General features: G+C 65.8%; 23 protein-coding genes and 1 pseudogene. 18 read left to right on the forward strand and 6 right to left on the reverse strand.

Annotated elements, in window-relative coordinates; genetic code table 11:
• Positions 1-80 precede the first annotated feature (80 nt).
• The 3 genes from ROSELON_RS06665 to ROSELON_RS06675 are packed head-to-tail and all read left to right on the forward strand — an operon-like array spanning position 81 to position 2,532.
• Positions 81-1,286, forward strand: coding sequence for an NAD(P)/FAD-dependent oxidoreductase (locus ROSELON_RS06665; protein WP_025311646.1), 1,206 nt, complete (start codon positions 81-83; stop codon positions 1,284-1,286).
• A gap of 5 nt (positions 1,287-1,291) precedes the next feature.
• Entirely contained in the window at positions 1,292-1,861 is a 570-nt protein-coding gene (rsmD, locus tag ROSELON_RS06670; protein ID WP_025311647.1) for a 16S rRNA (guanine(966)-N(2))-methyltransferase RsmD, read from the forward strand.
• Positions 1,858-2,532, forward strand: a complete 675-nt coding sequence (locus ROSELON_RS06675; protein WP_025311648.1) for an HAD family hydrolase — start codon at positions 1,858-1,860, stop codon at positions 2,530-2,532. Before rsmD ends, ROSELON_RS06675 begins: the two co-directional genes overlap by 4 nt.
• A 60-nt stretch (positions 2,533-2,592) precedes the next feature.
• Here the strand turns inward: ROSELON_RS06675 and ROSELON_RS06680 are convergent, their stop codons facing one another.
• Entirely contained in the window at positions 2,593-3,669 is a 1,077-nt protein-coding gene (locus tag ROSELON_RS06680) for a TRAP transporter substrate-binding protein (protein WP_198020818.1), read from the reverse strand.
• Between the two features lie 197 nt (positions 3,670-3,866).
• Between ROSELON_RS06680 and recQ the strand changes: the two genes are divergently transcribed.
• Complete coding sequence (gene recQ, locus ROSELON_RS06685; RefSeq protein WP_025311649.1) at positions 3,867-5,924, forward strand: DNA helicase RecQ; 2,058 nt, start codon at positions 3,867-3,869, stop codon at positions 5,922-5,924.
• A gap of 61 nt (positions 5,925-5,985) precedes the next feature.
• The gene (yaaA, locus tag ROSELON_RS06690; RefSeq protein ID WP_025311650.1) at positions 5,986-6,762 is read left to right on the forward strand and encodes a peroxide stress protein YaaA; all 777 of its coding nucleotides are present in this window, start codon (positions 5,986-5,988) and stop codon (positions 6,760-6,762) included.
• A 98-nt stretch (positions 6,763-6,860) separates the two neighbouring features.
• Here the strand turns inward: yaaA and ROSELON_RS06695 are convergent, their stop codons facing one another.
• Both ROSELON_RS06695 and ROSELON_RS06700 read right to left on the reverse strand, forming a co-directional pair.
• Positions 6,861-7,157: a DUF1244 domain-containing protein gene (locus ROSELON_RS06695; protein ID WP_025311651.1), complete on the reverse strand. Its 297-nt coding sequence runs from the start codon at positions 7,155-7,157 to the stop codon at positions 6,861-6,863.
• Positions 7,158-7,179: 22 nt separating this feature from the next.
• Entirely contained in the window at positions 7,180-7,917 is a 738-nt protein-coding gene (locus ROSELON_RS06700) for an N-formylglutamate amidohydrolase (protein ID WP_025311652.1), read from the reverse strand.
• Between the two features lie 191 nt (positions 7,918-8,108).
• Here ROSELON_RS06700 and pyk point away from each other — a divergent pair.
• The 8 genes and pseudogenes from pyk (at position 8,109) to ROSELON_RS06740 (ending at position 14,280) form a co-directional block, all read left to right on the forward strand.
• A pseudogene (gene pyk, locus ROSELON_RS06705) lies at positions 8,109-9,558 on the forward strand (pyruvate kinase).
• Positions 9,559-9,565: 7 nt separating this feature from the next.
• Positions 9,566-9,805: a hypothetical protein gene (locus tag ROSELON_RS06710; protein WP_025311653.1), complete on the forward strand. Its 240-nt coding sequence runs from the start codon at positions 9,566-9,568 to the stop codon at positions 9,803-9,805.
• Between the two features lie 110 nt (positions 9,806-9,915).
• The gene (gene rpmI / locus ROSELON_RS06715) at positions 9,916-10,116 is read left to right on the forward strand and encodes a 50S ribosomal protein L35 (RefSeq protein WP_025311654.1); all 201 of its coding nucleotides are present in this window, start codon (positions 9,916-9,918) and stop codon (positions 10,114-10,116) included.
• A gap of 12 nt (positions 10,117-10,128) precedes the next feature.
• Positions 10,129-10,488: a 50S ribosomal protein L20 gene (gene rplT, locus ROSELON_RS06720; protein WP_025311655.1), complete on the forward strand. Its 360-nt coding sequence runs from the start codon at positions 10,129-10,131 to the stop codon at positions 10,486-10,488.
• Positions 10,489-10,565: 77 nt separating this feature from the next.
• The gene (locus ROSELON_RS06725) at positions 10,566-11,294 is read left to right on the forward strand and encodes a class I SAM-dependent methyltransferase (RefSeq protein WP_025311656.1); all 729 of its coding nucleotides are present in this window, start codon (positions 10,566-10,568) and stop codon (positions 11,292-11,294) included.
• 127 nt (positions 11,295-11,421) lie between these two features.
• Positions 11,422-12,486: a phenylalanine--tRNA ligase subunit alpha gene (pheS, locus tag ROSELON_RS06730; RefSeq protein ID WP_025311657.1), complete on the forward strand. Its 1,065-nt coding sequence runs from the start codon at positions 11,422-11,424 to the stop codon at positions 12,484-12,486.
• A gap of 631 nt (positions 12,487-13,117) precedes the next feature.
• Complete coding sequence (locus ROSELON_RS06735; protein ID WP_025311658.1) at positions 13,118-13,351, forward strand: hypothetical protein; 234 nt, start codon at positions 13,118-13,120, stop codon at positions 13,349-13,351.
• A 53-nt stretch (positions 13,352-13,404) separates the two neighbouring features.
• Positions 13,405-14,280, forward strand: coding sequence for a nitrilase-related carbon-nitrogen hydrolase (locus tag ROSELON_RS06740; RefSeq protein ID WP_025311659.1), 876 nt, complete (start codon positions 13,405-13,407; stop codon positions 14,278-14,280).
• Between the two features lie 5 nt (positions 14,281-14,285).
• Here ROSELON_RS06740 and ROSELON_RS06745 read toward each other — a convergent pair whose 3' ends face one another.
• On the reverse strand, positions 14,286-15,128 hold the full coding sequence (locus ROSELON_RS06745) for an META domain-containing protein (RefSeq protein WP_025311660.1): 843 nt from the start codon (positions 15,126-15,128) through the stop codon (positions 14,286-14,288).
• Positions 15,129-15,311: 183 nt separating this feature from the next.
• Between ROSELON_RS06745 and pheT the strand changes: the two genes are divergently transcribed.
• From pheT to mscL, 4 genes are all read left to right on the forward strand, one after another.
• Positions 15,312-17,720, forward strand: coding sequence for a phenylalanine--tRNA ligase subunit beta (pheT, locus tag ROSELON_RS06750; RefSeq protein WP_025311661.1), 2,409 nt, complete (start codon positions 15,312-15,314; stop codon positions 17,718-17,720).
• Between the two features lie 44 nt (positions 17,721-17,764).
• Positions 17,765-18,208, forward strand: a complete 444-nt coding sequence (locus tag ROSELON_RS06755; RefSeq protein ID WP_025311662.1) for a YtoQ family protein — start codon at positions 17,765-17,767, stop codon at positions 18,206-18,208.
• Positions 18,209-18,257: 49 nt separating this feature from the next.
• Positions 18,258-19,862, forward strand: coding sequence for a GMC family oxidoreductase (locus ROSELON_RS06760; protein ID WP_025311663.1), 1,605 nt, complete (start codon positions 18,258-18,260; stop codon positions 19,860-19,862).
• Between the two features lie 107 nt (positions 19,863-19,969).
• On the forward strand, positions 19,970-20,404 hold the full coding sequence (gene mscL, locus ROSELON_RS06765) for a large conductance mechanosensitive channel protein MscL (protein ID WP_025311664.1): 435 nt from the start codon (positions 19,970-19,972) through the stop codon (positions 20,402-20,404).
• Between the two features lie 67 nt (positions 20,405-20,471).
• Here the strand turns inward: mscL and ROSELON_RS06770 are convergent, their stop codons facing one another.
• The gene (locus tag ROSELON_RS06770; protein WP_025311665.1) at positions 20,472-21,077 is read right to left on the reverse strand and encodes a protein-methionine-sulfoxide reductase heme-binding subunit MsrQ; all 606 of its coding nucleotides are present in this window, start codon (positions 21,075-21,077) and stop codon (positions 20,472-20,474) included.
• A 74-nt stretch (positions 21,078-21,151) separates the two neighbouring features.
• Positions 21,152-22,270, reverse strand: a complete 1,119-nt coding sequence (gene ald / locus ROSELON_RS06775; RefSeq protein WP_025311666.1) for an alanine dehydrogenase — start codon at positions 22,268-22,270, stop codon at positions 21,152-21,154.
• Positions 22,271-22,387: 117 nt separating this feature from the next.
• Between ald and ROSELON_RS06780 the strand changes: the two genes are divergently transcribed.
• The gene (locus tag ROSELON_RS06780) at positions 22,388-22,870 is read left to right on the forward strand and encodes an Lrp/AsnC family transcriptional regulator (protein ID WP_038651119.1); all 483 of its coding nucleotides are present in this window, start codon (positions 22,388-22,390) and stop codon (positions 22,868-22,870) included.
• Positions 22,871-22,922: the final 52 nt, after the last annotated feature.

Below are 22,922 nucleotides of genomic sequence, written 5' to 3' on the forward strand. Positions count from 1 at the left end.
CGTCTCCTTCGCTTGTCTATCCGCACCAGCGGCATATAGGGTCCGCCGCGCAGGACGCCAGTCGCAAAGGGGCAGGGACCATGGAAAAGATCGTTGTCGTGGGGGCCGGGCAGGCCGGGGCGGCCTGCGTGGCCAAACTGCGATCCGAGGGGTTCGCGGGACAGGTCACCCTGATCGGCGAGGAACATGTGCCGCCCTACCAGCGCCCGCCGCTGTCCAAGGCCTATCTGCTGGGCGAGATGGCCCTCGAGCGGCTGTTCCTGCGTCCGGAAAGCTATTACGCCGAAAACGGGATCGACCTGATGCTGGACACCCGCGTCGATGCCATCGACCGCGCCGACCGAAAGGTGATCGCGGCGGGGCATCCGCTGGATTACGACGCGTTGGTGCTGGCCACGGGGTCGGTGCCGCGCCGCCTGCCCGCCGCCATCGGGGGCGAATTGCCGGGCGTGCATGTCGTGCGCACCTTGCGCGATGTGGACGAGATGGCCCCAGAAGTGGTCGATGGCCGCCGCGCCCTGATCGTGGGGGGCGGTTATATCGGGCTGGAGGCCGCCGCCGTCTGCCGCAAGAAGGGGATGGAGGTCACGCTGATCGAAATGGCCGAGCGCATCCTGCAACGCGTGGCCGCCCCCGAGACCAGTGATTGGTTCCGCGACCTTCATACGCGCCACGATGTGACGATCCGCGAGGGCGTGGGGCTGGAGCGTCTGGTGGGCGAGGATCACGTCACCGGCGCCATCCTTGGCGACGGCACCCAGGTGCCGGTGGATCTGGTGATTGTCGGCATCGGGATCACACCGGCGACCACATTGGCCGAGGTGGCGGGCGTCGAGATCGACAACGGCATCGCCACCGACGTGCAGGGCCGCACCAGCGATCCGGCGATCTGGGCCGCAGGGGATTGCGCCTCGCTGCCGTTTCGCGGCGACCGTATCCGGCTGGAATCGGTGCAGAACGCCATCGACCAGGCCGAGGTGGTGGCCAAGAACATTCTCGGCGCGGGCGAGGCGTATGACCCGAAGCCGTGGTTCTGGTCCGACCAGTATGACGTGAAACTCCAGATCGCGGGCCTGAACCGGGGCTACGACCGTGTTGTGGTGCGCGATGGGGACGGGGCGCGGTCGCATTGGTATTACGCGGGCGAGAGGCTCTTGGCCGTCGATGCGATGAACGATGCGCGCGGCTACATGATCGGCAAGCGTCTGATCGAGGCGGGCAAATCGCCCGATCCGGCGATCATCGCGGACGCCGCGGCCGATCTGAAACCGTTGCTGAAAGGCTGAGCGCCATGCGGATCGTGGCCGGGCGTTGGCGTGGCAAGAAACTGGCCGAGCTTGGCGCGGGAGACGCGGGCGCGCACCTGCGCCCCACCACCGACCGTGTGCGCGAAAGCCTGTTCAACCTGCTGATGAACGGCAGGCACGCCGACCCGGTGACCGGCGCGCGCGTGCTGGATCTGTTCGCGGGCACCGGGGCGCTGGGGCTCGAGGCGCTCAGCCGTGGTGCCGCCCATGTCACCTTTGTCGATGATGGCGGGGCGGCCCGCGCACTGCTGCGCGAAAATATCGGGCTTTGCGCCGCGCAGGGCACGACCAAGGTGTTTCGACGCGATGCGACGACGCTTGGCGAGAACCGGGGCAAGCCCTTCGATCTGGTTTTTCTCGATCCGCCTTACTCGCAGGGCCTTGGGGATCTTGCAGTGCGCAGCGCGCTGGCCGGTGGCTGGATCGCGCCGGGGGCCATGATCGTGTGGGAGGAAAACGCCCCGCCCCTGCCGCCCGCGGGCCTGAGCCAGATCGATCAGCGCAGCTATGGCGGCACCACCCTGACCCTGCTGCGCGCGGAGGGCACCGCATGACGCCCGATCTTGTCATTTTCGACTGTGACGGCGTGCTGGTCGATAGCGAGCCGCTGTCCAACCGGGTGCTGGTGGACAACCTCGCGCGTCACGGCCTGACGCTGACGCTGGACCAGGCGATGGGCCTGTTCGTCGGCGGCACGATGGCCGGGGTGGGGGCCAAGGCCCGCGACCTCGGGGCCGATCTGCCCGATGACTGGGTCGACCGGATCTATGCCGAAACCTACGCCAGGCTGCGCGAGGGGGTGGACCCGATCCCGGGTATTTCGGCGCTGCTCGACAGGCTCGACGCCGCCGGTCTGCCCTATTGCGTGGCGTCCAACGGCAGCGAGGAAAAGATGGCGATCACGCTGGGCGCGACCGGGTTGGCACCGCGTTTTGAGGGGCGCCGGTATTCGGCCCATACGCTTGGCACCGCCAAGCCGGACCCGGCGCTGTTCCAGCATGCGGCCCGCGCGTGTGGCGTCGCGCCAGAGCGCTGCATTGTGGTCGAGGACAGCGCTACGGGGGCCGAGGCCGCCCGCCGCGCCAACATGCCCTGTCTTGGCTATGCGCCCACGGGTGACGGGGCGCGTCTGTCGGCGCAGGGGGCGCGGATCATTCGGGATATGGCCGAGATTGCCGCCATGCTCGGTCTTCCCGCCGCGCGTGTGGAACCAGCGCCGAAATAAAGAAGGCCGTCCCAAAAGGAACGGCCTTCCCACTCGTTACGAAAACACTCGTAAAGTGGACTATTCCGCCAGGGGCACCGTGCCGGTGCCGGTTTCCTCTGCAACGTAGCGGCGAACCGAGTCGACCAGCGCCGCCCCGCGAGGCCCCGTGCCGTGACCTCTTCGATCCAGGCCTGCGTCACCTCTTCGCCGAGGGCGCGGATCCTGGGCGGTCACGTCTTCGGACAAAGTCGCGATCTCGTTGCCGGCCGCTTCCATCGCGGCGCGGCCTTCGGCATCGCCGATATCATGGGCGCGCCCGGCCCATGCGCTGGCCATCATGCCGGAATTGGCGTCGATCACCGCGCGCAGGTCCTCGGGCAGCCCCTCGTAGACGTCGCGGTTCATAGCCCAGATGAAATAGAGGTTGTAGAGCGACCGGTCGCCGGCCACGTCGGTATGGCTTTGCACCAGTTCGTCCAGCCGCAGCGACGGCGACATCTCCCACGTGATCACGCCGCCATCCACAACTCCGCGCGCCAGCGCCTCGGGGAAGGCGGGCACGGGCATGCCCACCGGCGTCGCCCCAAGGCGCTCCAGCAATAGCGTCGCCGGCCGCGAGGGCCCGCGCAGGCGCAGCCCGTCAAGATCCGCGATGTCCTCGATGGCGGGGCCGTTCACATGCATCAGGCCGCGCCCGTGCATATGCGCCGCGATCAGGTGCACATCGGCGAAATCGTCCATCAGGTATTCCTGCGTGAAGCGCCAGGCGGCACGGCTGGCCTCTTCGCCGGATTTCGTCACCATGAAGGGCAGCTCCAGCGCCTCGGCCTCGGGGAACCGGCCCGGCTGATAGCCGGGAATCACCCAGCCACCATCGATCGCCCCGTCGCGGATCAGGTCATACTGGCTGGGGGCGGCGCCTCCCAATTGCATGAACGGGTAGATCTCGACCGCGATGCGGCCGCCCGACTGATCCTCGATCGCCTGCGCCCAAGGCTCCATGAAATGGCTGGGGTTCGCCGAGAGCGGCGAGACGAAATGCTGGAACCGCAGGGTAACCTCGGGGTCTGCGTCCTGCGCGGCGACGGGTCCGGCCAAAGGCAGCACGCCTGCAAGCGCCGAAGCAAGGATCAAGGCGGTAAGACGGGGCAGCATGCGTGCCAACCCTCCCATATCAGGATTTTTCGCATCACGTCTTAGCCAAAGACGTTTTCCAACTTAAGGGGAATTTGTCGAGATGCGACACAGCGAACAGCGCACCACATCTGGCAGGGCTTGTTAACCAAACCGCAATATGGGACGCTTATCGGCAATCGAGCAGACCCCAAAAAAACACAGGCCCCCGCACATCCATGCTGGAGACCCGCCCAGACGCATCCGCCCTCCTCTCGCAGGTCTTTGGCTTTCCGGGGTTCCGCCCCGGCCAGGAAGAGATCGTCGGCGCCGTCGCCGCGGGCCATAACGTGTTGGCCATCATGCCGACGGGGGGCGGCAAATCCTTGTGCTTTCAGTTGCCCGCGCTGATGCGGACGGGCGTCACCGTGGTCATTTCGCCCCTCATTGCGCTGATGCGCGATCAGGTGCGCGGCTTGCGCGAACTGGGGGTCGAGGCCGGCGCGCTGACCTCGGGCAACACACCGGAAGAAACCGATGCCGTGTGGCAAGCCCTTGATGAGGGGCGGCTGAAGCTTCTCTATATCGCGCCCGAGCGGCTTGCCTCGTCGGGGGCCGAACGTCTGCTGACCCGCGCGGGGGTGTCACTGATCGCCGTGGACGAGGCCCATTGCGTCAGCCAGTGGGGCCATGATTTCCGCCCCGACTACCTGCGCATCGGGGCGCTGCGGCGGGCGCTGGGCGTGCCGCTGGCCGCCTTTACCGCCACCGCCGACGCTGAAACGCGGGCCGAAATCGTCAATCGCCTGTTCGACGGTGCGCCGCCCGAAACCTTTCTGCGCGGCTTTGACCGCCCGAACCTGTCGCTGGCCTTCGAGGTCAAGAACCAGCCGCGTCAGCAAATCCTCAGCTATGCCGCCGCCCGCAAGGGCCAGTCCGGCATCGTCTATTGCGGCACCCGCGCCAAGACCGAGGCGTTGGCGGCCGCATTGCGCGAGGCGGGGCATTCGGCCTGTCACTATCACGGCGGGATGGAGGCACAGGACCGTCGCCATGTGGAACACCGCTTCGCGACCGAGGACGGGCTGATCGTGGTCGCCACCGTCGCCTTCGGCATGGGGGTGGACAAGCCCGATATTCGCTGGGTGGCGCAGGCCGATCTGCCCAAAAGCATCGAAGCCTACTACCAGGAGATCGGGCGCGCCGGCCGCGATGGCGCACCGGCCGATACGCTCACGCTCTATGGGCCCGACGATATCCGGTTTCGCCGCCAGCAGATCGACGAGGGCCTGGCCCCGCCGGAACGCAAGGCCGCCGATCACGCGCGCCTGAACGCCCTTCTGGGTCTGGCCGAGGCGATCACCTGCCGCCGTCAGAAGCTGCTGGGGTATTTCGGCGAAGAGGCGCAGCCCTGCGGCAACTGCGATCTGTGCACCCAAGCGCCCGAGACCTTCGATGCCACGACCGCCGTGCGCAAGGCGCTCAGCGCCATTCTGCGGACGGGCGAGTATTTCGGCACCGGCCACCTGATCGACATTCTGCTGGGAAACCCCACCGACAAGGTGCAGGCCCGTGGCCATGATCGTTTGCCGACCTTCGGCGTGGGCACGGATTTCAACCGGCGGGGATGGCAGGCCGTGTTTCGCCAGATGATGGGTCATGATCTGGTGCGCCCCGATCCGGCACGGCACGGCGCGCTGCGCATGACCGAGGCGGCGCGCCCGATCCTCAAGGGCGAGGCCGAGATCACGCTGCGCCGCGACACCATCGCGAAATCCGCCAGCCGCCGCCCCGCCGCCCGGATGCTGGTCTCCGACGAGGACGCGCCGCTCTTGTCCGCGCTCAAGGCCAAGCGCCGCGCCCTGGCCGAGGCGGCGCGCGTTCCGGCCTATGTCATATTTACCGACCGCACCTTGATCGAAATGGCCGAGACACGCCCGCAGACGCTGGACGACGTGGCGCGGATCTCGGGCGTCGGCGCGACCAAGCTGGAGCGCTACGGGGATGCGTTTCTGGGCGTCATCACCGGCGAGGCCGCAGCCCCCCTGCACCCCGCCCGGCGCAAGCTGGCAGGGCGCGCGGCCGGATCCCTCTATGATCGGCTGCTGGCCGTGCAGACCGATCTGGCGCGTGGCGATACGGGCCTCGACAAGCCACTGTCCTGTTCGCCGGCGCAATTGGCGAAACTGGCCGATCTGCGCCCCAGCGACAGGTCCACGGTCGAGCGTCTGTTGGGCGAACGTCGTGCCGAGCGCTACGCCGATGCCTTTCTCGATGTGCTGCGCGAGGCTGGATAACCCCGCACCGCCGCCTTACATCCCCCCAGAATCACCCCAAGACCGCCTCGGAGGATCGCCCATGCTGACCGTCATTTCCCCTGCGAAACGTCTCGATTGGGCGCCCCGCAAAGCTGAAATGACCACGCCTGTCTTCCAGGATCAGGCCGATGACCTGGCTGATGTCGCGCGCGGCCTTTCGGTTGGCGAGTTGCAAAAGCTGATGAGCATTTCCGAGGATCTGGCCAAGCTGAACGCTGAACGCTTTGCGCGCTATTCCGAAGAGCCTGAAGATCTGCGCCCCGCGGCGCTGGCCTTTGCGGGCGACACCTATGCCGGACTGGAGGCGACCAGCCTCGACGCCGACGATCTGCGCTTTGCCCAGGATCGTTTGCGCATTCTCTCGGGGCTTTACGGGGTGCTGCGTCCGCTCGACGCGATGCGCCCCTACCGTCTGGAAATGGGAACGCGGCTGGCCACGCCGCGCGGCAAGACGCTCTATGATTGGTGGGGCGACCGCATTGCCGAGGCGCTTAATGCACAGGCCAGGGCGCTGGGCACCGACACGCTGATAAATTGCGCCTCGGTCGAATACTTCACGGCCGCCGACCGTGCGGCCCTGACGCTCAAGGTCATCACTCCGGTCTTTCTCGAAGACAAGCCCGGCGGTCCCAAGATCGTCAGCTTCTATGCGAAAAAGGCGCGCGGCGCGATGGCCCGGTTCATCACCGAACGCCGCCTGACCGATCCTGCCGGGATTGTCGAGTTCGACCTTGGCGGCTACCGCCACGCGCCCGAGCTCAGCCAGCCGGACAAACCGGCCTTTTTGCGCGCTGAAGCCAGCGCAAAGGCAGCCTGAACCGGCCGGCCCATCGCCCGACCCGCTCGCGCCCGGCCCTGCTCAGCTTGGCAGAAAACCTCCGGGGGTTTGGGGGGCAGCGCCCCCAAGGGTGGCGCTCAGTGATCCGGGTGCGATTTCGCAAAGGCGGCTTTCTGCTCGGCGCTCGCCTCGGTCTGGTACTTGGCTTTCCACTCCGTGTAGGGCTCGCCATAGACCACCTCGCGGGCTTCTTCCTTGCCCATGTCGATGCCGCGCTCGACAGCGGCTTCCTGATACCAGCGGCTCAGGCAGTTTCGACAGAACCCCGACAGGGTCATCAGGTCGATATTCTGCACGTCCTTCCGTTCATCGAGGTGTTGCAGCAGCCGGCGAAAGGCGGCGGCTTCCAGCTCGGTTCTCGTCTTGTCGTCCATGTCGCGTGTCCTCCCTTTGGATTCAGACCTCGGAAATCTTCAACGCGGCGTCAAGCATGGGGGCCAGCCTTGCGCCCCAAGCCACCTGATCGGCCTCTTGCGCGATCAGGTCGTTGCGCAGCTCGATCAGTACATGCGGCCGGCCCGGTTGCACGCCGTGACGGTCCAGCGCGTCGTTGGGCAGATGCCCGGAATAGGGCGCGTTGTCGCCGACGCACAGGTCGGGATCGTCGTTCAGCCGCGCCAAGAGCGGCAGGGCCAGGCGCGTATCCCCGGCATAAAGGACACCCACATGCCACGGGCGTGCTGCGTGCCCGCGCAGTTGTCGCGTGAAGGAATGGATCGACACGATCACCGGGTCCGTGCGCGCCGCAAGCAGCCCCTCGAGCGCGCGATGGTAGGGTCGATGAAACAGGTCCAGCCGCCGTTCGATCTCGGCGGCTTCGGCGTGCCGGTTCGCGGGAATGATCGACCCGTCATAGATCTTCATCAGCAGGGTCGGATCGTCCTCGCCCCGGTTGGGGTCGATCACCAGGCGCGAGAAATCCGACAGGATCACCGGGGCGTTCAGCGCTGCAGCCAGGCTGCGCGCCACACCCGCCGCGCCGACATCATAGGCGATGTGTCGGGCCATGTCCTCGGGCGGCAGGCCCAGATCGCCGTTTGCCACCTCGGGCGGGACGCGATTCGAAGCATGGTCGCAGGTCACGACCCAGCGGCTGTCCCGGTCGCTGCCTTCGATATGAAACGGGGCGGTCACCTGTCTGTCATCCTCGCGTCATTCGCCTTGGGCACTTAGAACGTGGCGGACAAAAGCGCCAGAGGGCGCCAAGGCTGCCAGCTTGTCCTGCGGCCTCTTTTGCGCCAAGAGAGGCGCAAGGCGCGGATGTGAGCGCAAACATAGCCCTGTGAGGGTCGAGAATAACGAGCACCAAGGGGGGCATCAGGCCCATGAACACCGGAAGAAACGTCAAGATCGTCGCGACCCTCGGGCCGGCCTCGGATGGGTATGACATGATCCGGGCCCTGTTCGAGGCAGGGGCCAACGTGTTCCGCCTCAACATGAGCCATGGCAGCCATGACGAGATCCGCGCGCGGCATGCCGCGATCCGTCAGGTCGAAAAGGACACCGGCCGTCCGATTGCGATCCTCGCCGATCTGCAGGGGCCCAAGCTGCGCTGCGGCACGTTCGCGAATGACGAGGGGCACGAGCTGCAGGATGGCGCGGCCTTCCGCTTCGACCTTGACGCCACGCCGGGCGATGCGACCCGCGTGCAGTTGCCGCACCGGGAAATCTTCGAAGCGCTTGAGCCCGGCGCGCGATTGCTGGTCAACGATGGCAAGGTGCGTTTGCGCGTCGATGCCTGCGGGGCGGATTTCGCCGATTGCACGGTGATGTCGGGCGGGCCGATCTCGAACCGCAAGGGTGTGAATGTTCCCGACGTGGTTCTGCCCCTGGCCGCGCTCTCGGACAAGGACCGCGACGATCTGGAGTTCGTGTGCAGCCTGGGGGTGGATTGGCTGGCGCTGAGTTTCGTTCAGCGCGCCGCCGATGTGGACGAGGCGCGCAGCCTGACCCGTGGGCGTGCAGCGATCCTGTCGAAGATCGAGAAACCGGCCGCGGTGAAATCGTTTGACGAAATCCTCGCGGCCTCGGACGGGATCATGGTGGCGCGCGGCGATCTGGGCGTGGAACTGCCTGTGCATGCCGTGCCCCCGATCCAGAAGCGTCTGGTGCGGCAATGCCGGGCCGCGGCCAAGCCCGTGATCGTGGCGACCCAGATGCTCGAGTCGATGATCGAAAGCCCGATGCCCACCCGCGCCGAGGTCTCGGACGTGGCCACCGCACTCTACGAGGGGGCCGATGCGGTCATGCTGTCGGCCGAGTCAGCGGCCGGCAATTACCCGGTCGAAGCCGTCGCCACCATGCATAACGTGGCGCTCGAGGTCGAAGGCGATCCGATTTTTTCGTGACATCATGGTGGCCTCGCGCGCCGTCGACCGCAGTTCGACCGCCGATGCCATCGTCGCCGCGGCACGCGAGATCGCCGAAACCGTCGATATCAAGGCGATCTGTTGCTTCACCCAGTCTGGCACCACCGCCGCGCTGGTGGCGCGCGAACGCCCGCGCGTGCCGATCATCGCGCTGACCCCCCTTGTCGGTGTGGCGCGGCGCATGTGCCTGCATTGGGGGACGAGCTGTTTCATGACCGACGCCTTGACGCGCTTCAAGGGGGCGGTGGTTTCGGCCGCGCGGGCCGCGCGCTCGGGCGGGTTCGCCGGCGAAGAGGACCAGATCATCGTGGTCGCGGGCGTCCCCTTCAACGTGCAGGGTTCCACCAACATCCTGCGCGTGGCACCTTGTGCCGAACGCCTGATTTACGCCACCGATCCGGAGTGACCCGCGATTGACACTGCCCGCCGTGCCCGCCGACATCCTGCTGGTCATCGCCACCATCGTCTCGGGCATGGCCTTTGCGTCGGTTCTGTCGGGCTGGGTCAACCGCACCTGGCCGGTCGCGGCGCTGATCAGCCTTGGCATCGGGATCGGCCTGTTCGTTTATGTCCACATGGCCCTGCCGGATGGGTTGGATTTCTGGGACATTCCCGACGCCTTCGTCCTGGTCGCGGCGCGCATCCTGAACTGAGGCTTGCCAGCGGCGGGGTTTGGCGGTATGCGACGCGCTCCAACGGTGCGGCCGGCCTTGATACGGCATGCCGAGTCGCGCCCGAACCGCTTCGAGACAAGGAGACGGAAATGCCGAAGATGAAGACGAAATCGAGCGCCAAGAAGCGCTTCAAGGTGACGGGCACCGGCAAGGTGGTCGCTGCTCAGGCCGGCAAACGGCACGGGATGATCAAGCGGACGAACAAGTTCATCCGCAACGCACGCGGGACGACGACCCTGTCCGAACCCGATGCGAAGATCGTCAAGTCCTACATGCCCTACGACCGCTGAGGAGGCGCTGAAATGTCCCGCACCAAAGGTGGAACCGTCACCCATCGCCGCCACAAGAAGGTTATCGACCAGGCCAAAGGTTACTATGGCGCCCGGTCGCGCAACTTCCGCACGGCGACCCAGGCCGTCGACAAGGCCAACCAGTACGCCACGCGCGATCGCAAGGCCCGCAAGCGTCAGTTCCGGTCGCTCTGGATCCAGCGCATCAACGCCGCCGTGCGCGCCCATGATGAAAGCCTGACCTATTCGCGTTTCATCAACGGTCTGGCGCTGGCCGGTATCGAGGTCGACCGCAAGGTTCTGGCCGATCTGGCCGTGCACGAGCCCGAGGCATTCGGCGCCATCGTGGATCAGGCCAAGGCCGCGCTCTGATCCGACCTCGGATCGCTTGAGTTTCAACCCCTGCCGGGCGACAGTCTGGCGGGGGTTTTTCTTTGCGGGCAGGGCCGATGAGCTATTTTTCCGATTATCTCAAGCGCACCGATGATCGGCTGCTCTCGAAATGGGTGCATTATTTCGAGGTCTACGAGCGCGAGATGACCCGGTTTCGCCAGCACCCGATCTCGTTTCTGGAAATCGGCGTGTTCAAGGGCGGCTCGATCCCGATGTGGAAAGGGTTCTTTGCCGACGGATCGCGCCTGACCTTCGTCGATATCGACCCCGATTGTGCCCGGCACGCCGAGGACGGAACCAGTGTCGAGATCGGCAACCAGGCCGATCCGGGCTTTCTGGCCGATCTGGCGGCGAAACACGGGCCCTTCGACGTGATCCTTGATGACGGCAGCCATGTCTGCGCCCACCAGATCGCCAGCTTCGAGGCGCTTTGGCCCCATGTCAGCGATCGCGGTATCTACGTGGTCGAGGATTGCCATAGCTCGTACTGGCCCGGATTTGGTGGCGGTTATCGTAACGAGGCAAGCTGGATCGAATACGCCAAGCGCCTCGTGGACCGGATGCATAGCTGGTACACCGATCAGGACGCGATGTTTCCCTTCGACGAGATCGCGAAGGAGTTGCAGGGTGTGCGGTTCTACGACTCGATCACCGTGGCCGAGAAACGGCACAAGGCCGACCCACCGACCACGATCTACGCGCAGAACGGCAAGGTGACGCTGTCGCGCCGCGCGCTCGAGGTGCGGGGCCGCAAATCGGCCTTTGCCGGCAAGGACGGCACCTGACGGCATCGGCGTCGCCGGGCCTCCCCCCGCCCGGTCGTCGGCTGCGCGGCCGCCTTGCAATCCGCCCCCTCTCTGCTAGGTGAGGGCGCGGATTTTTTCTTGGGCGGAGATGGCTTCGATGGACGGTTTGGACAGCTTGCGCGCCACCTGGCTGGAGCGGATCGGTAAGGCGGGCGACGAGGCCGCGCTGGAAGAAATCCGCGTGGCGGCCATCGGCAAGAAGGGCGAGATCAGCCTCAAGATGCGCGAGCTGGGCAAGATGACGCCCGAGGAACGCCAGACCGCCGGCCCCGCGCTGAACGCCCTGAAGGACGAGGTGAACAGCGCGCTGGCCGCCAAGAAACAGGCGCTGGCCGATGCCGCGCTGGATGCCCGCCTGCAGGCCGAGTGGCTCGACGTGACCCTGCCCGCGCGCCACCGCCGCGCCGGCACCATCCACCCCGTCAGCCAAGTGACCGAAGAGGTCACGGCGATTTTCGCCGATATGGGCTTCTCGGTGGCCGAGGGCCCGCAGATCGAGACCGACTGGTACAATTTCGACGCGCTGAACATCCCCGGCCACCATCCCGCCCGCGCGGAGATGGACACGTTCTATACCCACCGCGCCGAGGGGGATGGCCGCCCGCCCCACGTGCTGCGCACCCACACCAGCCCCGTGCAGATCCGCCATATGGAGGCGCATGGCGCGCCCTGCCGCGTGATCGCCCCGGGCCGCGTCTATCGCGCCGATTACGACCAGACGCACACGCCCATGTTCCACCAGGTCGAGGGGCTGGCCATCGACCGTGACCTATCCATGGCGAACCTGAAATGGGTGTTGGAGGAATTCTTCACCGCCTATTTCGGCACCAAGGTCAAAACCCGCTTCCGCGCCTCGCATTTCCCCTTCACCGAACCCTCCGCCGAGGTCGATATCCAGTGCTCCTTCGAAGGCGGCACCGTGAAAGTGGGCGAGGGTGACGACTGGCTGGAAGTGCTGGGCAGCGGCATGGTGCACCCCAAGGTGCTACAGGCAGCGGGCGTGGACCCGGGCCAGTGGCAGGGCTTTGCCTTCGGCATGGGGATCGACCGCATCGCGATGCTGAAATACGGGATTCCCGATTTGCGGGCATTCTTTGATTCAGACCTGCGCTGGCTGCGGCATTATGGGTTCAGCGCGTTGCAGGTGCCGGCGGTGCATAGCGGGGTGTGAGGGGTGAAAGGGCTAAGCGCGATTTGTTTTGGTTTCCTGTTCGCTACGAGCGTAGCATTCGGACAGACCAACAGTATGCAAACTGCTAGAGATTTACTGGGCGGCTGCGAAGCGTTCCTAAGTCTTTCCGGAGGCGATTTAGCGGTCGATCCAACGCCTCAGTTTTTCAACCGTGTCAACTCAGCAACCCAGTGCGCATCCATTATGCGCGGTGTCGGTCAGGTATTGGCCTACAATTGTAACTCGATTGGTAGAGGTTTCGCGCCCGAGTTCGTTGCTGGACAACCTCCATCCGTCGAAGCGGCGGTTCAGGCGTATGTTAACTGGCTAAGGAACTCACCCCGATCATGGGGCGAAGACCCTATCGATGTAGCAATAATTGCGCTGGCAACCGAGTTTCCTTGCATGCCCGAATAGCGCCGAAGGCGCCGGGCGAGCGCCTGTCCGGGGCTCCGCCCGTTCGGGCCTGAAAGGCCCCAGCGGAGCCTTTTTGCTTCGGCCCTCACCGCCACGGGCATCACGCGCCCGGCCGCCGCATTGCGTAGGGCGGGACTTGTCCCGCCGCGCCGGGAGAGGCGGGACAAGTCCCGCCCTACCTTGCCATCGCGCTGACACGCGCCATCTGTTCCCCATGCCGAAGCTCCGCCGCTCCACCTGGATCGTTCTCGCCCTCGTCACATTGATCGTGATCGCGCATGTGTTCCTGTGGCGCTCCGACATGCCTACGGGGCAAAAACTGACCTGGACGCTGCTGAACACGCTGACCTGGACGATCATCCTTGCGCCGGTCTTTCTGGTGGATCGCTGGCTGACCTCGATCCGCGTCAGGAACCGCGACACCCCGCCCGACGACAGCCAAGCTTGACCCAAGCGCCGGTTTTCGGCACGGGGCGCGGGGAAATGGCATAGGGGGCTTCCATGACACGCTATCTGAATCTCGGCGCGGCGCAGATGGCCTCGGCCATCGGGGATCTCGACACGAACCTCGCCACCCATCACAGGCTGATCCGGCAGGCGAAAAATCTCGGGATCGACTGCCTTGTCTTCCCCGAGCTGTCGCTGGCGGGCCATTACGGCGCTGAAAACCTGCTGAACGTGGCGATGCACCGCGACGATACACGGCTGCTCGACCTGTCGAAGGCGGCGGGCGAGATGGAGGTCGTGGTCGGCTTCATCGAGGAAGGCCCCGCCGCGCAGTTCTACAACGCGGCCGCGGTGCTGAAGAACGGCAAGCTGGTCTATATCCACCGCAAGCTGAACCTGCCCAGTTATGGCCGCTTGATCGAGACGAAGTATTACGCGCTGGGCCGCTTCGTCGACACGCACCCGATGCCGGGCGATTGGCGCATGGGGCTGCTGATCTGTGCCGATCTGTATAATCCCGCGCTGGTGCACCTGTCTTTTCTGCACGGGGCGACCCTGCTGACCGCGCCGATTTCTTCGGGGCGCGAGGCCGTGGGGGACGAGTTCGACAACCCCGACAGTTGGGCCACGACGATGAAGTTCTATTCCATGATGTACGGCGCGCCGTCGATCATGGTGAACCGCTGCGGCGTCGAGGAAGATCTAACCTTCTGGGGCGGCTCGCGCATCCTCGACCCGTTCGGCCGCGTTCTGGCGCAGGCGGGCGAGGGCGAAGAGGTGATCGCGGCGAAACTCGACTATGCCGAGGTGCGCCGCGCCCGCGCCCTCTTGCCCACCGTGCGCGACAGCAATATCAGCCTCGTCCAGCGCGAGATGGAGCGGTTGACCGCGAAACTGGGCGTGCCCGATATCGTCCGCGACGAGGAATGACGCCTTTACTGGCGGACGAATTCCAGCCGCAGTTGGTGATTGGCGTCGCGAAGGCTCCACCGGTTGCCGTTGATCGCGAAATGCGCGGCGCTGGCAAAGCTCGCCGAGACGATGCGCTCAAGCTCCATCTCGGGGCCGGGGCAGGCCATGCGCGTGGTCATGACCCCGCCGCCGGCGACGCCGATCCGGTCGCCGCGTTGCAGCAGTTGGCCGTTGATCTGGTTGCAGCCGAAGGTGAAATGCAGCCGCCCCTGCGCGTCGATCTCGACCGGGCGCATGCGGGCCATGCGGTCGTTGAAGCGGACATCCTGCCCCGAGGCATCGAGCACGCGGTCCAGCACCCAGGCGCCGGCGAAAAGGACGGGTGTTTCGTGGTCGTTTTCCAAGGAAACCTCCGACGGGGTGCCGACCGGGAAAATGCGGAACTCTTCCCAACCGCGCGCATGGGGCGAGACGGCCCCGAACAGCGTCTGCTGCCCGATCCCGGCGCGCACATATTGGCCGTTCTGCACCGATCGGAGGTGGAACGTGCCGCCCGTCTGGGTCATCTCGAAACGCTCCCACCCACCGATGCGATCCCCGCCCAGGGCCATCAGCGCGTTTTCCGTGACGCCCGCCCTTAGATACCGCCCCGAGGCCGGATCGCGGAACGCCACTTCGTTTCCGCCAAGGCGTTCGATCTCGAAGACATGGGCGCGGTTGCCGGGGCAACTGGCGGCAAGATAGCCGCCATCGAAACAGGCATATTCGCGGTTCTGCCAGGATTGGATCGCCACCCGTTCGGCAGTGGCGGCAACAGGGGCAGCAAGCCCGCAGGCAAGCGCGGCAAGGGCCATGAAACGGCGCATCTGGATCGTCCTTTCGCGTGTCGGCCTCGCCCCCGCAGGGCCGTTTGATCATGACCCTTCAGATACACTGCGACCTGCAAACGCGAAATGGCGGGAATCCCGACCCATCCAGGCGCGGCAGCCTTCCAATCCGGGCCTGTCTGCGCTAAGCGCGGGGCCGGACTTGCGAAGGGGTTGCGGCCAATGAAATTCACGCTGTCGTGGTTGAAGGATCACCTCGAAACCGAGGCGTCGGTCGATGAGATCGCCGAGGCGCTGACCGATCTGGGCCTTGAGGTCGAGGGCGTCGAGGATCGCGGTGCGCGGTTGTCGTCCTTCACGCTCGCCAAGGTCGTTTCGGCCGAGCAGCACCCCGATGCAGACCGCCTGCGCGTCTGCGTGGTCGAGACCGACGAGGGCGACAAGCAGATCGTTTGCGGGGCCCCCAATGCGCGTGCGGGGATTACCGTCGTGCTGGCCAAGCCGGGCGACTATGTGCCGGGGATCGATGTCACCCTGTCGGTGGGCAAGATCCGTGGCGTCGAAAGCCACGGCATGATGGCCTCGGAACGTGAGCTGGAACTGAGCGACGAGCATTCCGGCATTATCGAACTGCCCTCGGGCGAGGTGGGCGAGCGCTTCGTCGACTGGCTGGCCGCCAATGATCCGGCCAAGGTCGACCCGGTGATCGAGATCGCGATCACCCCGAACCGGCAGGACGCGCTGGGCGTGCGCGGTATCGCCCGCGACCTGGCCGCGCGGGGGATCGGCAAGCTGAAGCCCTATTCGGTCGACCCGTTGCCGGGGGCGTTTCCGTGCCCCATCGGCGTGACCATCGACGACGACACGCTGGACGGCGCGCCGCATTTCACCGGCCGCCTGATCCGGGGCGTCAAGAACGGCCCGTCGCCCGCATGGTTGCAGGATCGTCTGCGCGCCATCGGTCTGCGCCCGATCTCGGCCTTGGTCGATATCACCAATTTCTTCACCTATGACATGAACCGCCCGCTGCACGTGTTCGACGCGGACAAGGTCAAGGGCGACGTCCGGGTGCACCGCGCCGAGGGTGGCGAGGAGCTGCTGGCCCTGGACGAGCGGACCTATACCTTCGCCAAGGGGCAGATCATCATATCGGGCGAGGATGGCCCAGAAAGCATCGCCGGCATCATGGGCGGCGAAGAGTCGGGCTGCACCGAAGACACTGTGAACGTGTTCCTCGAATCCGCCTATTGGGACCCGATCCAGATCGCCTATACGGGACGTGATCTGAAAATCCACTCCGACGCGCGCTATCGGTTCGAGCGCGGCGTTGACCCAGATTACACGCTGCCGGGACTTGAGGCCGCGACGCGCATGATCCTCGACCTGTGTGGCGGTGCGCCGTCCGAGGTGGTCGAGGCCGGCGCCGCGCTGAAAACCGCGCGCAGCTACCCGCTCGATACCGCGCGCGTCATCAGCCTTGTCGGGATGGAGATCCCCAAGCAAGAGCAGGCGCGCATCCTGACCGATCTGGGCTTTTCGGCAACGGGCACGGGCGATGTGCTCGAGGTTTGGGTGCCGTCCTGGCGTCGCGACGTACAGGGGGAGGCCGATCTTGTGGAAGAGGTCGCGCGCGTCGCCTCGCTGACCAAGCTTGAGCCCAAGCCGATGCGCAGGACCAAGCCGGGCGTGCCCGCCCCGGTCCTGACGCCGATGCAACTGCGCGAACGCGCGGCGCGGCGGACCTGTGCGGCATTGGGCTACAACGAATGCGTCACCTACAGCTTCATCGACCGTGCCTCGGCCGCGCTGTTTGGCGGCGGCACCGATGACGTCATGCTTGAGAACCCGATCAGTTCGGAAATGAGCCATATGCGCCCGCATCTGCTGCCGGGTCTGTTGCAGGCCGCGGCCCGCAACCAGGCGCGCGGCATGATGGATCTGGCCCTGTTCGAGGTCGGACATGCCTTCCAGGGCGGCGAGCCGGGTGAGCAGCATCTGCAGGCCACCGGCCTGTTGGTGGGGCATACCGGCCCGCGTGATCCGCATGGCGCGCGTCGCCCGATCGACCTGTTCGACGTCAAGGCCGACGCCGAGGCCGTGCTGTCGGCCATCGGCGCGCCCGCCAAGGCGCAGATCCTACGCGGCGGGCCCGATTGGTGGCATCCCGGCCGGCATGGTGTGATCTGTCTGGGCCCGAAAAAGGTGCTGGGCATCTTTGGCGAAGTGCATCCGCGCGTGCTGTCGGCGATGGACGTGAAGGGCCCCGCGATGGCTTTTACCCTCTTCCCCGCCGAGGTGCCGATGCCGAAATCGCAGGGCGCCAGCCGGGGTGCGGCGGTCATGCCGGAATACCAGGCGGTCGAACGCGATTTCGCCTTTGTCGTCGACGCCCAGGTCGAGGCGCTGAACCTTATGAATGCCGCCGCCGGGGCCGACAAGGCCCTGATCGAAGAGGTGCGCGTCTTCGACGAATTCGTCGGCGGCAGCCTTGGCGAGGGCAAGAAATCCATCGCGTTGACGGTGCGGATGCAGCCCACCAGGGGCACCCTGACCGAGGACGAGATCGAAGCGGTCGGGGCGAAGATCGTCGAAAAGGTCGGCAAGGCCACCGGCGGGACGCTGCGCGGCTGAGCCAGCGCGCCGGTCGACAGGGGAAAGCGAAAAGGGAGCGAGACATGAAAGTATACCTCTCGGGCGAGATCCACACCGATTGGCGCGAACAGATCGTCGAGGGCGCGAAGGACCTGGATGTGACATTTTCAGGCCCGGTGACCGATCATGCCGCCAGCGATGATTGCGGTGTTGCGATCCTTGGCGACGAGCCGAACAAGTACTGGCATGACCACAAGGGCGCGATGGTGAATGCCATCCGCACGCGGCACGGGATCGAGAACGCCGATGTGGTCGTTGTGCGCTTTGGCGAGAAGTACAAGCAGTGGAACGCGGCCTTTGACGCGGGCTACGCCGCCGCTTTGGGCAAGCCGATGATCGTACTGTCGATGCCCGAGCATCAGCATGCGCTGAAAGAGGTGCATGCCGCGGCCCTGGCCGTGGCTGAAGAGCCGCGGCAGGTGGTCGAGGTTCTGCGCTACGTCCTGACCGGCAAACTGCCGGGCTGACGCAGGGTTCCGCTTGGCCGAAGCCCGGTCGCGCGCCAGTGTTGCGAGCATGCAGGCGGATTACGTCATCGTCGGCGGCGGCAGCGCGGGGTGCGTTCTGGCCGCGCGCCTGTCGCAGGACCCCAAGATCTCGGTCATCCTTGTCGAGGCCGGGGGCGACGGGCGCGACATCTTTATCCGCGCGCCCGCTTTGGTGGCCACGATGGTGTCGGGCCGCCCTCGCATCAACAACTGGGCGTATCGGACCGTTCCGCAGCCGCAATTGAACGGGCGGCGCGGGTTTCAGGCGCGCGGCAAGGCCCTTGGCGGATCGTCGGCCATCAACGCGATGCTCTATGTCCGAGGGACCCCGGCGGACTACGACCATTGGGCCGATCTTGGCTGCGACGGTTGGGATTGGGACAGTGTCAAACCCCTGTTTCTGCGCGCCGAACGCTTTCAGGGCGGGGCCGGGCCGCATCATGGGGGTGATGGGCCGTTGCAGGTGCGCGCCCAATCCGCGCCGCGCAAGATCAGCCGCGCCTTTCTGGACGCGTGCGGGCAATGCCAGATCCCGCGCTGTGATGATTTCAATAACGGCGCGCCCGATGGTGCGGGCCTCTACCACGTGACCCAGTTCCATGACGGGCCGCAGGTGGGGGAACGCTGCTCGGTCGCGGCGGCCTACCTGTTCCCGGCCATGGGTCGGCCGAACCTGACCGTCCTCACGCGGGCACTGGTGGAAAAACTGGTGGTCGAGGACGGGCGCGCCACCGGCATCCGCCTGCGCCGCAAGGGCCGGCGCAGCCGCATCCGGGCGCGTCGCGAGGTGATCCTGTCGGCTGGGGCCTTCGGCTCGCCGCAGCTGTTGATGCTGTCGGGCATCGGCCCCGAGGCGGAATTGCGCGCCCATGGCATTGCGCCGGTTCACCTGTCCGAGGGTGTCGGAAAGAACCTGCAGGATCATCTCGATCACACGATCTCGTACCGCTCGCTCCGGCGCGATGTCGTCGGTCTCAACCCGCGCGGGTTCGGGCGGTTGGGCAAGGCCGCGCTCCGATGGCGCAAAACGGGCGAGGGGCTGTTCGCCTCGCCCATGGCCGAGGGCGGGGCCTTCCTGAAATCAGATCCGGGCCTCGATCATGCCGATCTGCAGATCCATTTCGTGATCGGCATCGTGGATCAACACATGCGCAAACTGCACGGCGCCGATGGCTTTTCGGCGCATATCTGCGCGCTTTACCCGCAGTCGCGTGGCGAGGTCGGCCTGACGAGCGCAAAGCCGGGCGCGCCCCCGCGGATCGATCCGAAATTCCTGTCCGACCCGCGCGACCTGGCGGTGATGGTCAAGGCGGCCCGGCGCCTTGAGGCGATCATGGGGGCCGAGGCGCTCGCGCCGTGGCGGGGCAAGCGGCTTTATCCCAACGATGGCAGCGATGCCGCGCTCGAGGCCGATATTCGCGCGCGGGCCGACACGATCTATCACCCTGTCGGCACCTGCCGGATGGGCGATGATGCCGAGGCTGTCGTGGCGCCCGATCTGCGGCTGAATGGTGTTGACGGGCTGCGCGTTGTCGATGCCTCGGTGATGCCGCGCATCGTCGGGGGCAACACGAACGCGCCGACAGTGATGATCGCGGAAAAGGCCGCCGACATGATCCGCGCCGGCAGCTGAGCCCTGTTTTTCTTGCAACTGTTCGATTGCCGGGTGCTACACTCCGTCGCGGGTGGCTCGGGCGAAGGTCCGGCCACCAGGGAAACGGGCACCAAGGAAACGACCAAATGCTCAACGAGTTCAGGGACTTCATCGCGCGCGGCAATGTCATGGACATGGCCGTGGGTATCATCATCGGTGCGGCCTTTACCGCGATCGTCACCTCGCTCGTGGGCGACCTCATCAACCCGATCATCGCACTTTTTACCGGCGGTATCGATTTTTCGGGCTGGTTCTATTCGCTCGATGGCGAAAGCTATGCGTCGCTTTCCGCCGCGCAGGAGGCCGGCGCGCCGGTTTTTGCCATCGGCAATTTCATCATGGCGGTCATCAATTTCCTGATCGTGGCTTTCGTCGTTTTCATGCTGGTGAAAATGGTGAACCGCATCAAGGAAGCGACCGCGAAAGAGGCTGAGGATGCCGGCACCGAGGCCGAGACGCCGAAAGGTCCGACCGAGTTGGAAGTTCTGTTGGAAATCCGCGACGCCTTGAAAACGAACTGATGCATCTGGCGTGCAAGAAACAGGCCCGCCGAAAGCGTCGGGCCTGTCTCGGGTTCTATCGAGGGCTTCAGGCGTTCGCCAGGCGTGGGCCCCGAGGACGCAGGTACCAGTACCAGACGCGATAGGTCTCGAGCGCGATAAGAGGCGCGAAATGGACGATCGCGGCGCCCGGATGGCCCCAGTCATGCAATGCGGCCCAGTGCAACAGCGTGAAGGCGGCGGCGATATAGGTGGTGCGTTGCAGGGTCTTCCAGTGCTTGCCCATCACCTTTTGCGCAGCATCCATTGAGGTGATGGCCAGCGGCACAAAGATCAGGAAGGCGATCCAGCCCGCCCAGATATCGGTGCGCTCCAACTCGCCCAGCACGCGGGTCATGCTGCCCTTGTCGATCAGGTAGAACACCGTGTGCAAGGCGGCATAGCCAAAGGCCGCAACGCCAAGGTAACGGCGGTTCTTGCGCAGCCAGCGCGGGCCGCGCCAGCCCTTGAACAGCAGCATCAGCGGGGTCGCCATCATCGTGACGATCAAGAGGCGCGCGGCCCATTCGCCGGTCGGGTGCACGAGGATGTGGATGATGCGCTCATTGCTCGAGGTCATCGCCTCGTAGGTCCAGAGCACCGGGGGAAGGCTGAGCAAGGCCCAAAGCCAATACGGGGAAAGACGGTTCAACATCGGGAAAACTCCGGCGGGATTCGAGTGGCAATATTCGTCCCACGCATCCGCCGTAGGGTTCCGTCGCGATCAGGTCAATTTTTCACGATCAGGCTGGGCGAGGTCACGTCGATCCCGAGGGCCTTGCCAACCTCGTAATTCGTCAGCCTGCCCTCGTGGGCGTTCAGGCCCGCCAGCAGATGCAGATCGTCGGCGCAGGCCTGCCGCCAGCCCTTGTCGGCGATGTCCAACAGGAAGGGCATGGTGGCATTGCCAAGGGCCTGGGTCGCGGACCGCGCCACCGCGCCCGGCATGTTGGCGACGCAATAATGGATGATGCCGTCCACCTCGTAGATCGGGTCCTGGTGCGTCGTGGCGTGCGAGGTTTCGAAACACCCGCCCTGATCGATGGCGACATCCACCATGACCGCGCCGTGCTGCATGCTGGCCAGTTGCGCGCGGCTGACCAGCTTGGGCGCGGCGGCACCGGGGATCAGGACCGCGCCGATGACCATGTCGACTGTCGGCAGGGCCTCGGCCACGGCCTCGGCACTGGCATAGCCGGTGCGAAATGTCCCGCGGAACAGGTCATCGAGTTGACGCAGGCGTGGCAGGGACCGGTCGAGGACCGTCACGTCGGCCCCCATCCCGGCGGCGACGCGCGCGGCCTGGGTGCCGACAACACCGGCGCCGATGACCAGCACGCGGGCGGGCGCGACGCCTGGCACCCCGCCCAACAGAACGCCGCGCCCGCCATTGGCCTTTTGCAGCGCCCAGGCCCCCATCTGTGGGGCCAGTTTGCCGGCAACCTCGGACATGGGGGCCAGCAGAGGCAGGCCGCCTGTGGGCGCGGTCACGGTCTCGTAGGCGATGGCGGTGACGCCGCTGTCCAGCAAATCGCGTGTCTGGTCCGGGTCGGGGGCCAGATGCAGGTAGGTGAACAGGACCTGTCCCGCGCGCAGACGCTGGCGTTCGATGGCCTGTGGCTCCTTGACCTTGACGATCATCTCGGCGCGGTCGAACACGGCGTCGGCCGTGGCGACGATCTCGGCCCCGACGGCGCGGTAATCCTCGTCCTCGAACCCGGCGCCTGCCCCGGCGCCCGCCTCGATCAGGACGTGATGGCCGTGGGCGATGGCCTCGTTCGCGGCGGCGGGCGTCAGGCCGACGCGGTACTCTTGTGGTTTGATCTCTTTCGGGCAACCGATCAGCATGGAAACCTCCCTTTCCGTCTGGATCCCCCCAATCCTGCCGCAAGTTGCGATCACATGCTTTGAAACCTGCCCCCGGTCTGGCATGTCATTTGCAAGATTTTACCGATGGAGGCGGTGATGGCGCAGGAAATCCGCGCATTCCCCGAGCTGGACGATATGGACCGTTCGATTCTGCGGGTTCTGCAGCGCGACGGGCGAATGACGCATGCGGAGTTGAGCGAGAAGGTGCATCTGTCGCCCTCGGCCTGCCACAGGCGGGTGCAACGGCTGGAGGCGGCCGGGGTGATCCGCGATTACGTGGCCCTGTTGCACCCGCGCGCGGTGGGGCGGGTAACGACCGTGTTCGTCGAGATCAGTTTGCGGGGGCAGTCGGATGAAATCCTGGATGCCTTCGAGAAGGCCGTGGCGCGGGTGCCCGATGTCCTGGAATGTCACCTGATGGCGGGCACGGCGGATTACATGCTGAAGGTTGTGGCGCGGGATTCAGAGGATTTCGCGCGCATCCACCGCCAATCGCTGGCGCGGCTACCCGGCGTGGCGCAGATGCAGTCGAGCTTTGCCCTGAAGACCGTGTTCAAGACCACCGCCTTGCCGGTCTGAGCGGGGTTTCGCCGCGCTGACGCGCGTCGACCCGTGCGAGGGTGCTGTCTGC

It is taken from the genome of Roseibacterium elongatum DSM 19469, assembly GCF_000590925.1.
GTDB classification, from domain to species: domain Bacteria; phylum Pseudomonadota; class Alphaproteobacteria; order Rhodobacterales; family Rhodobacteraceae; genus Roseibacterium; species Roseibacterium elongatum.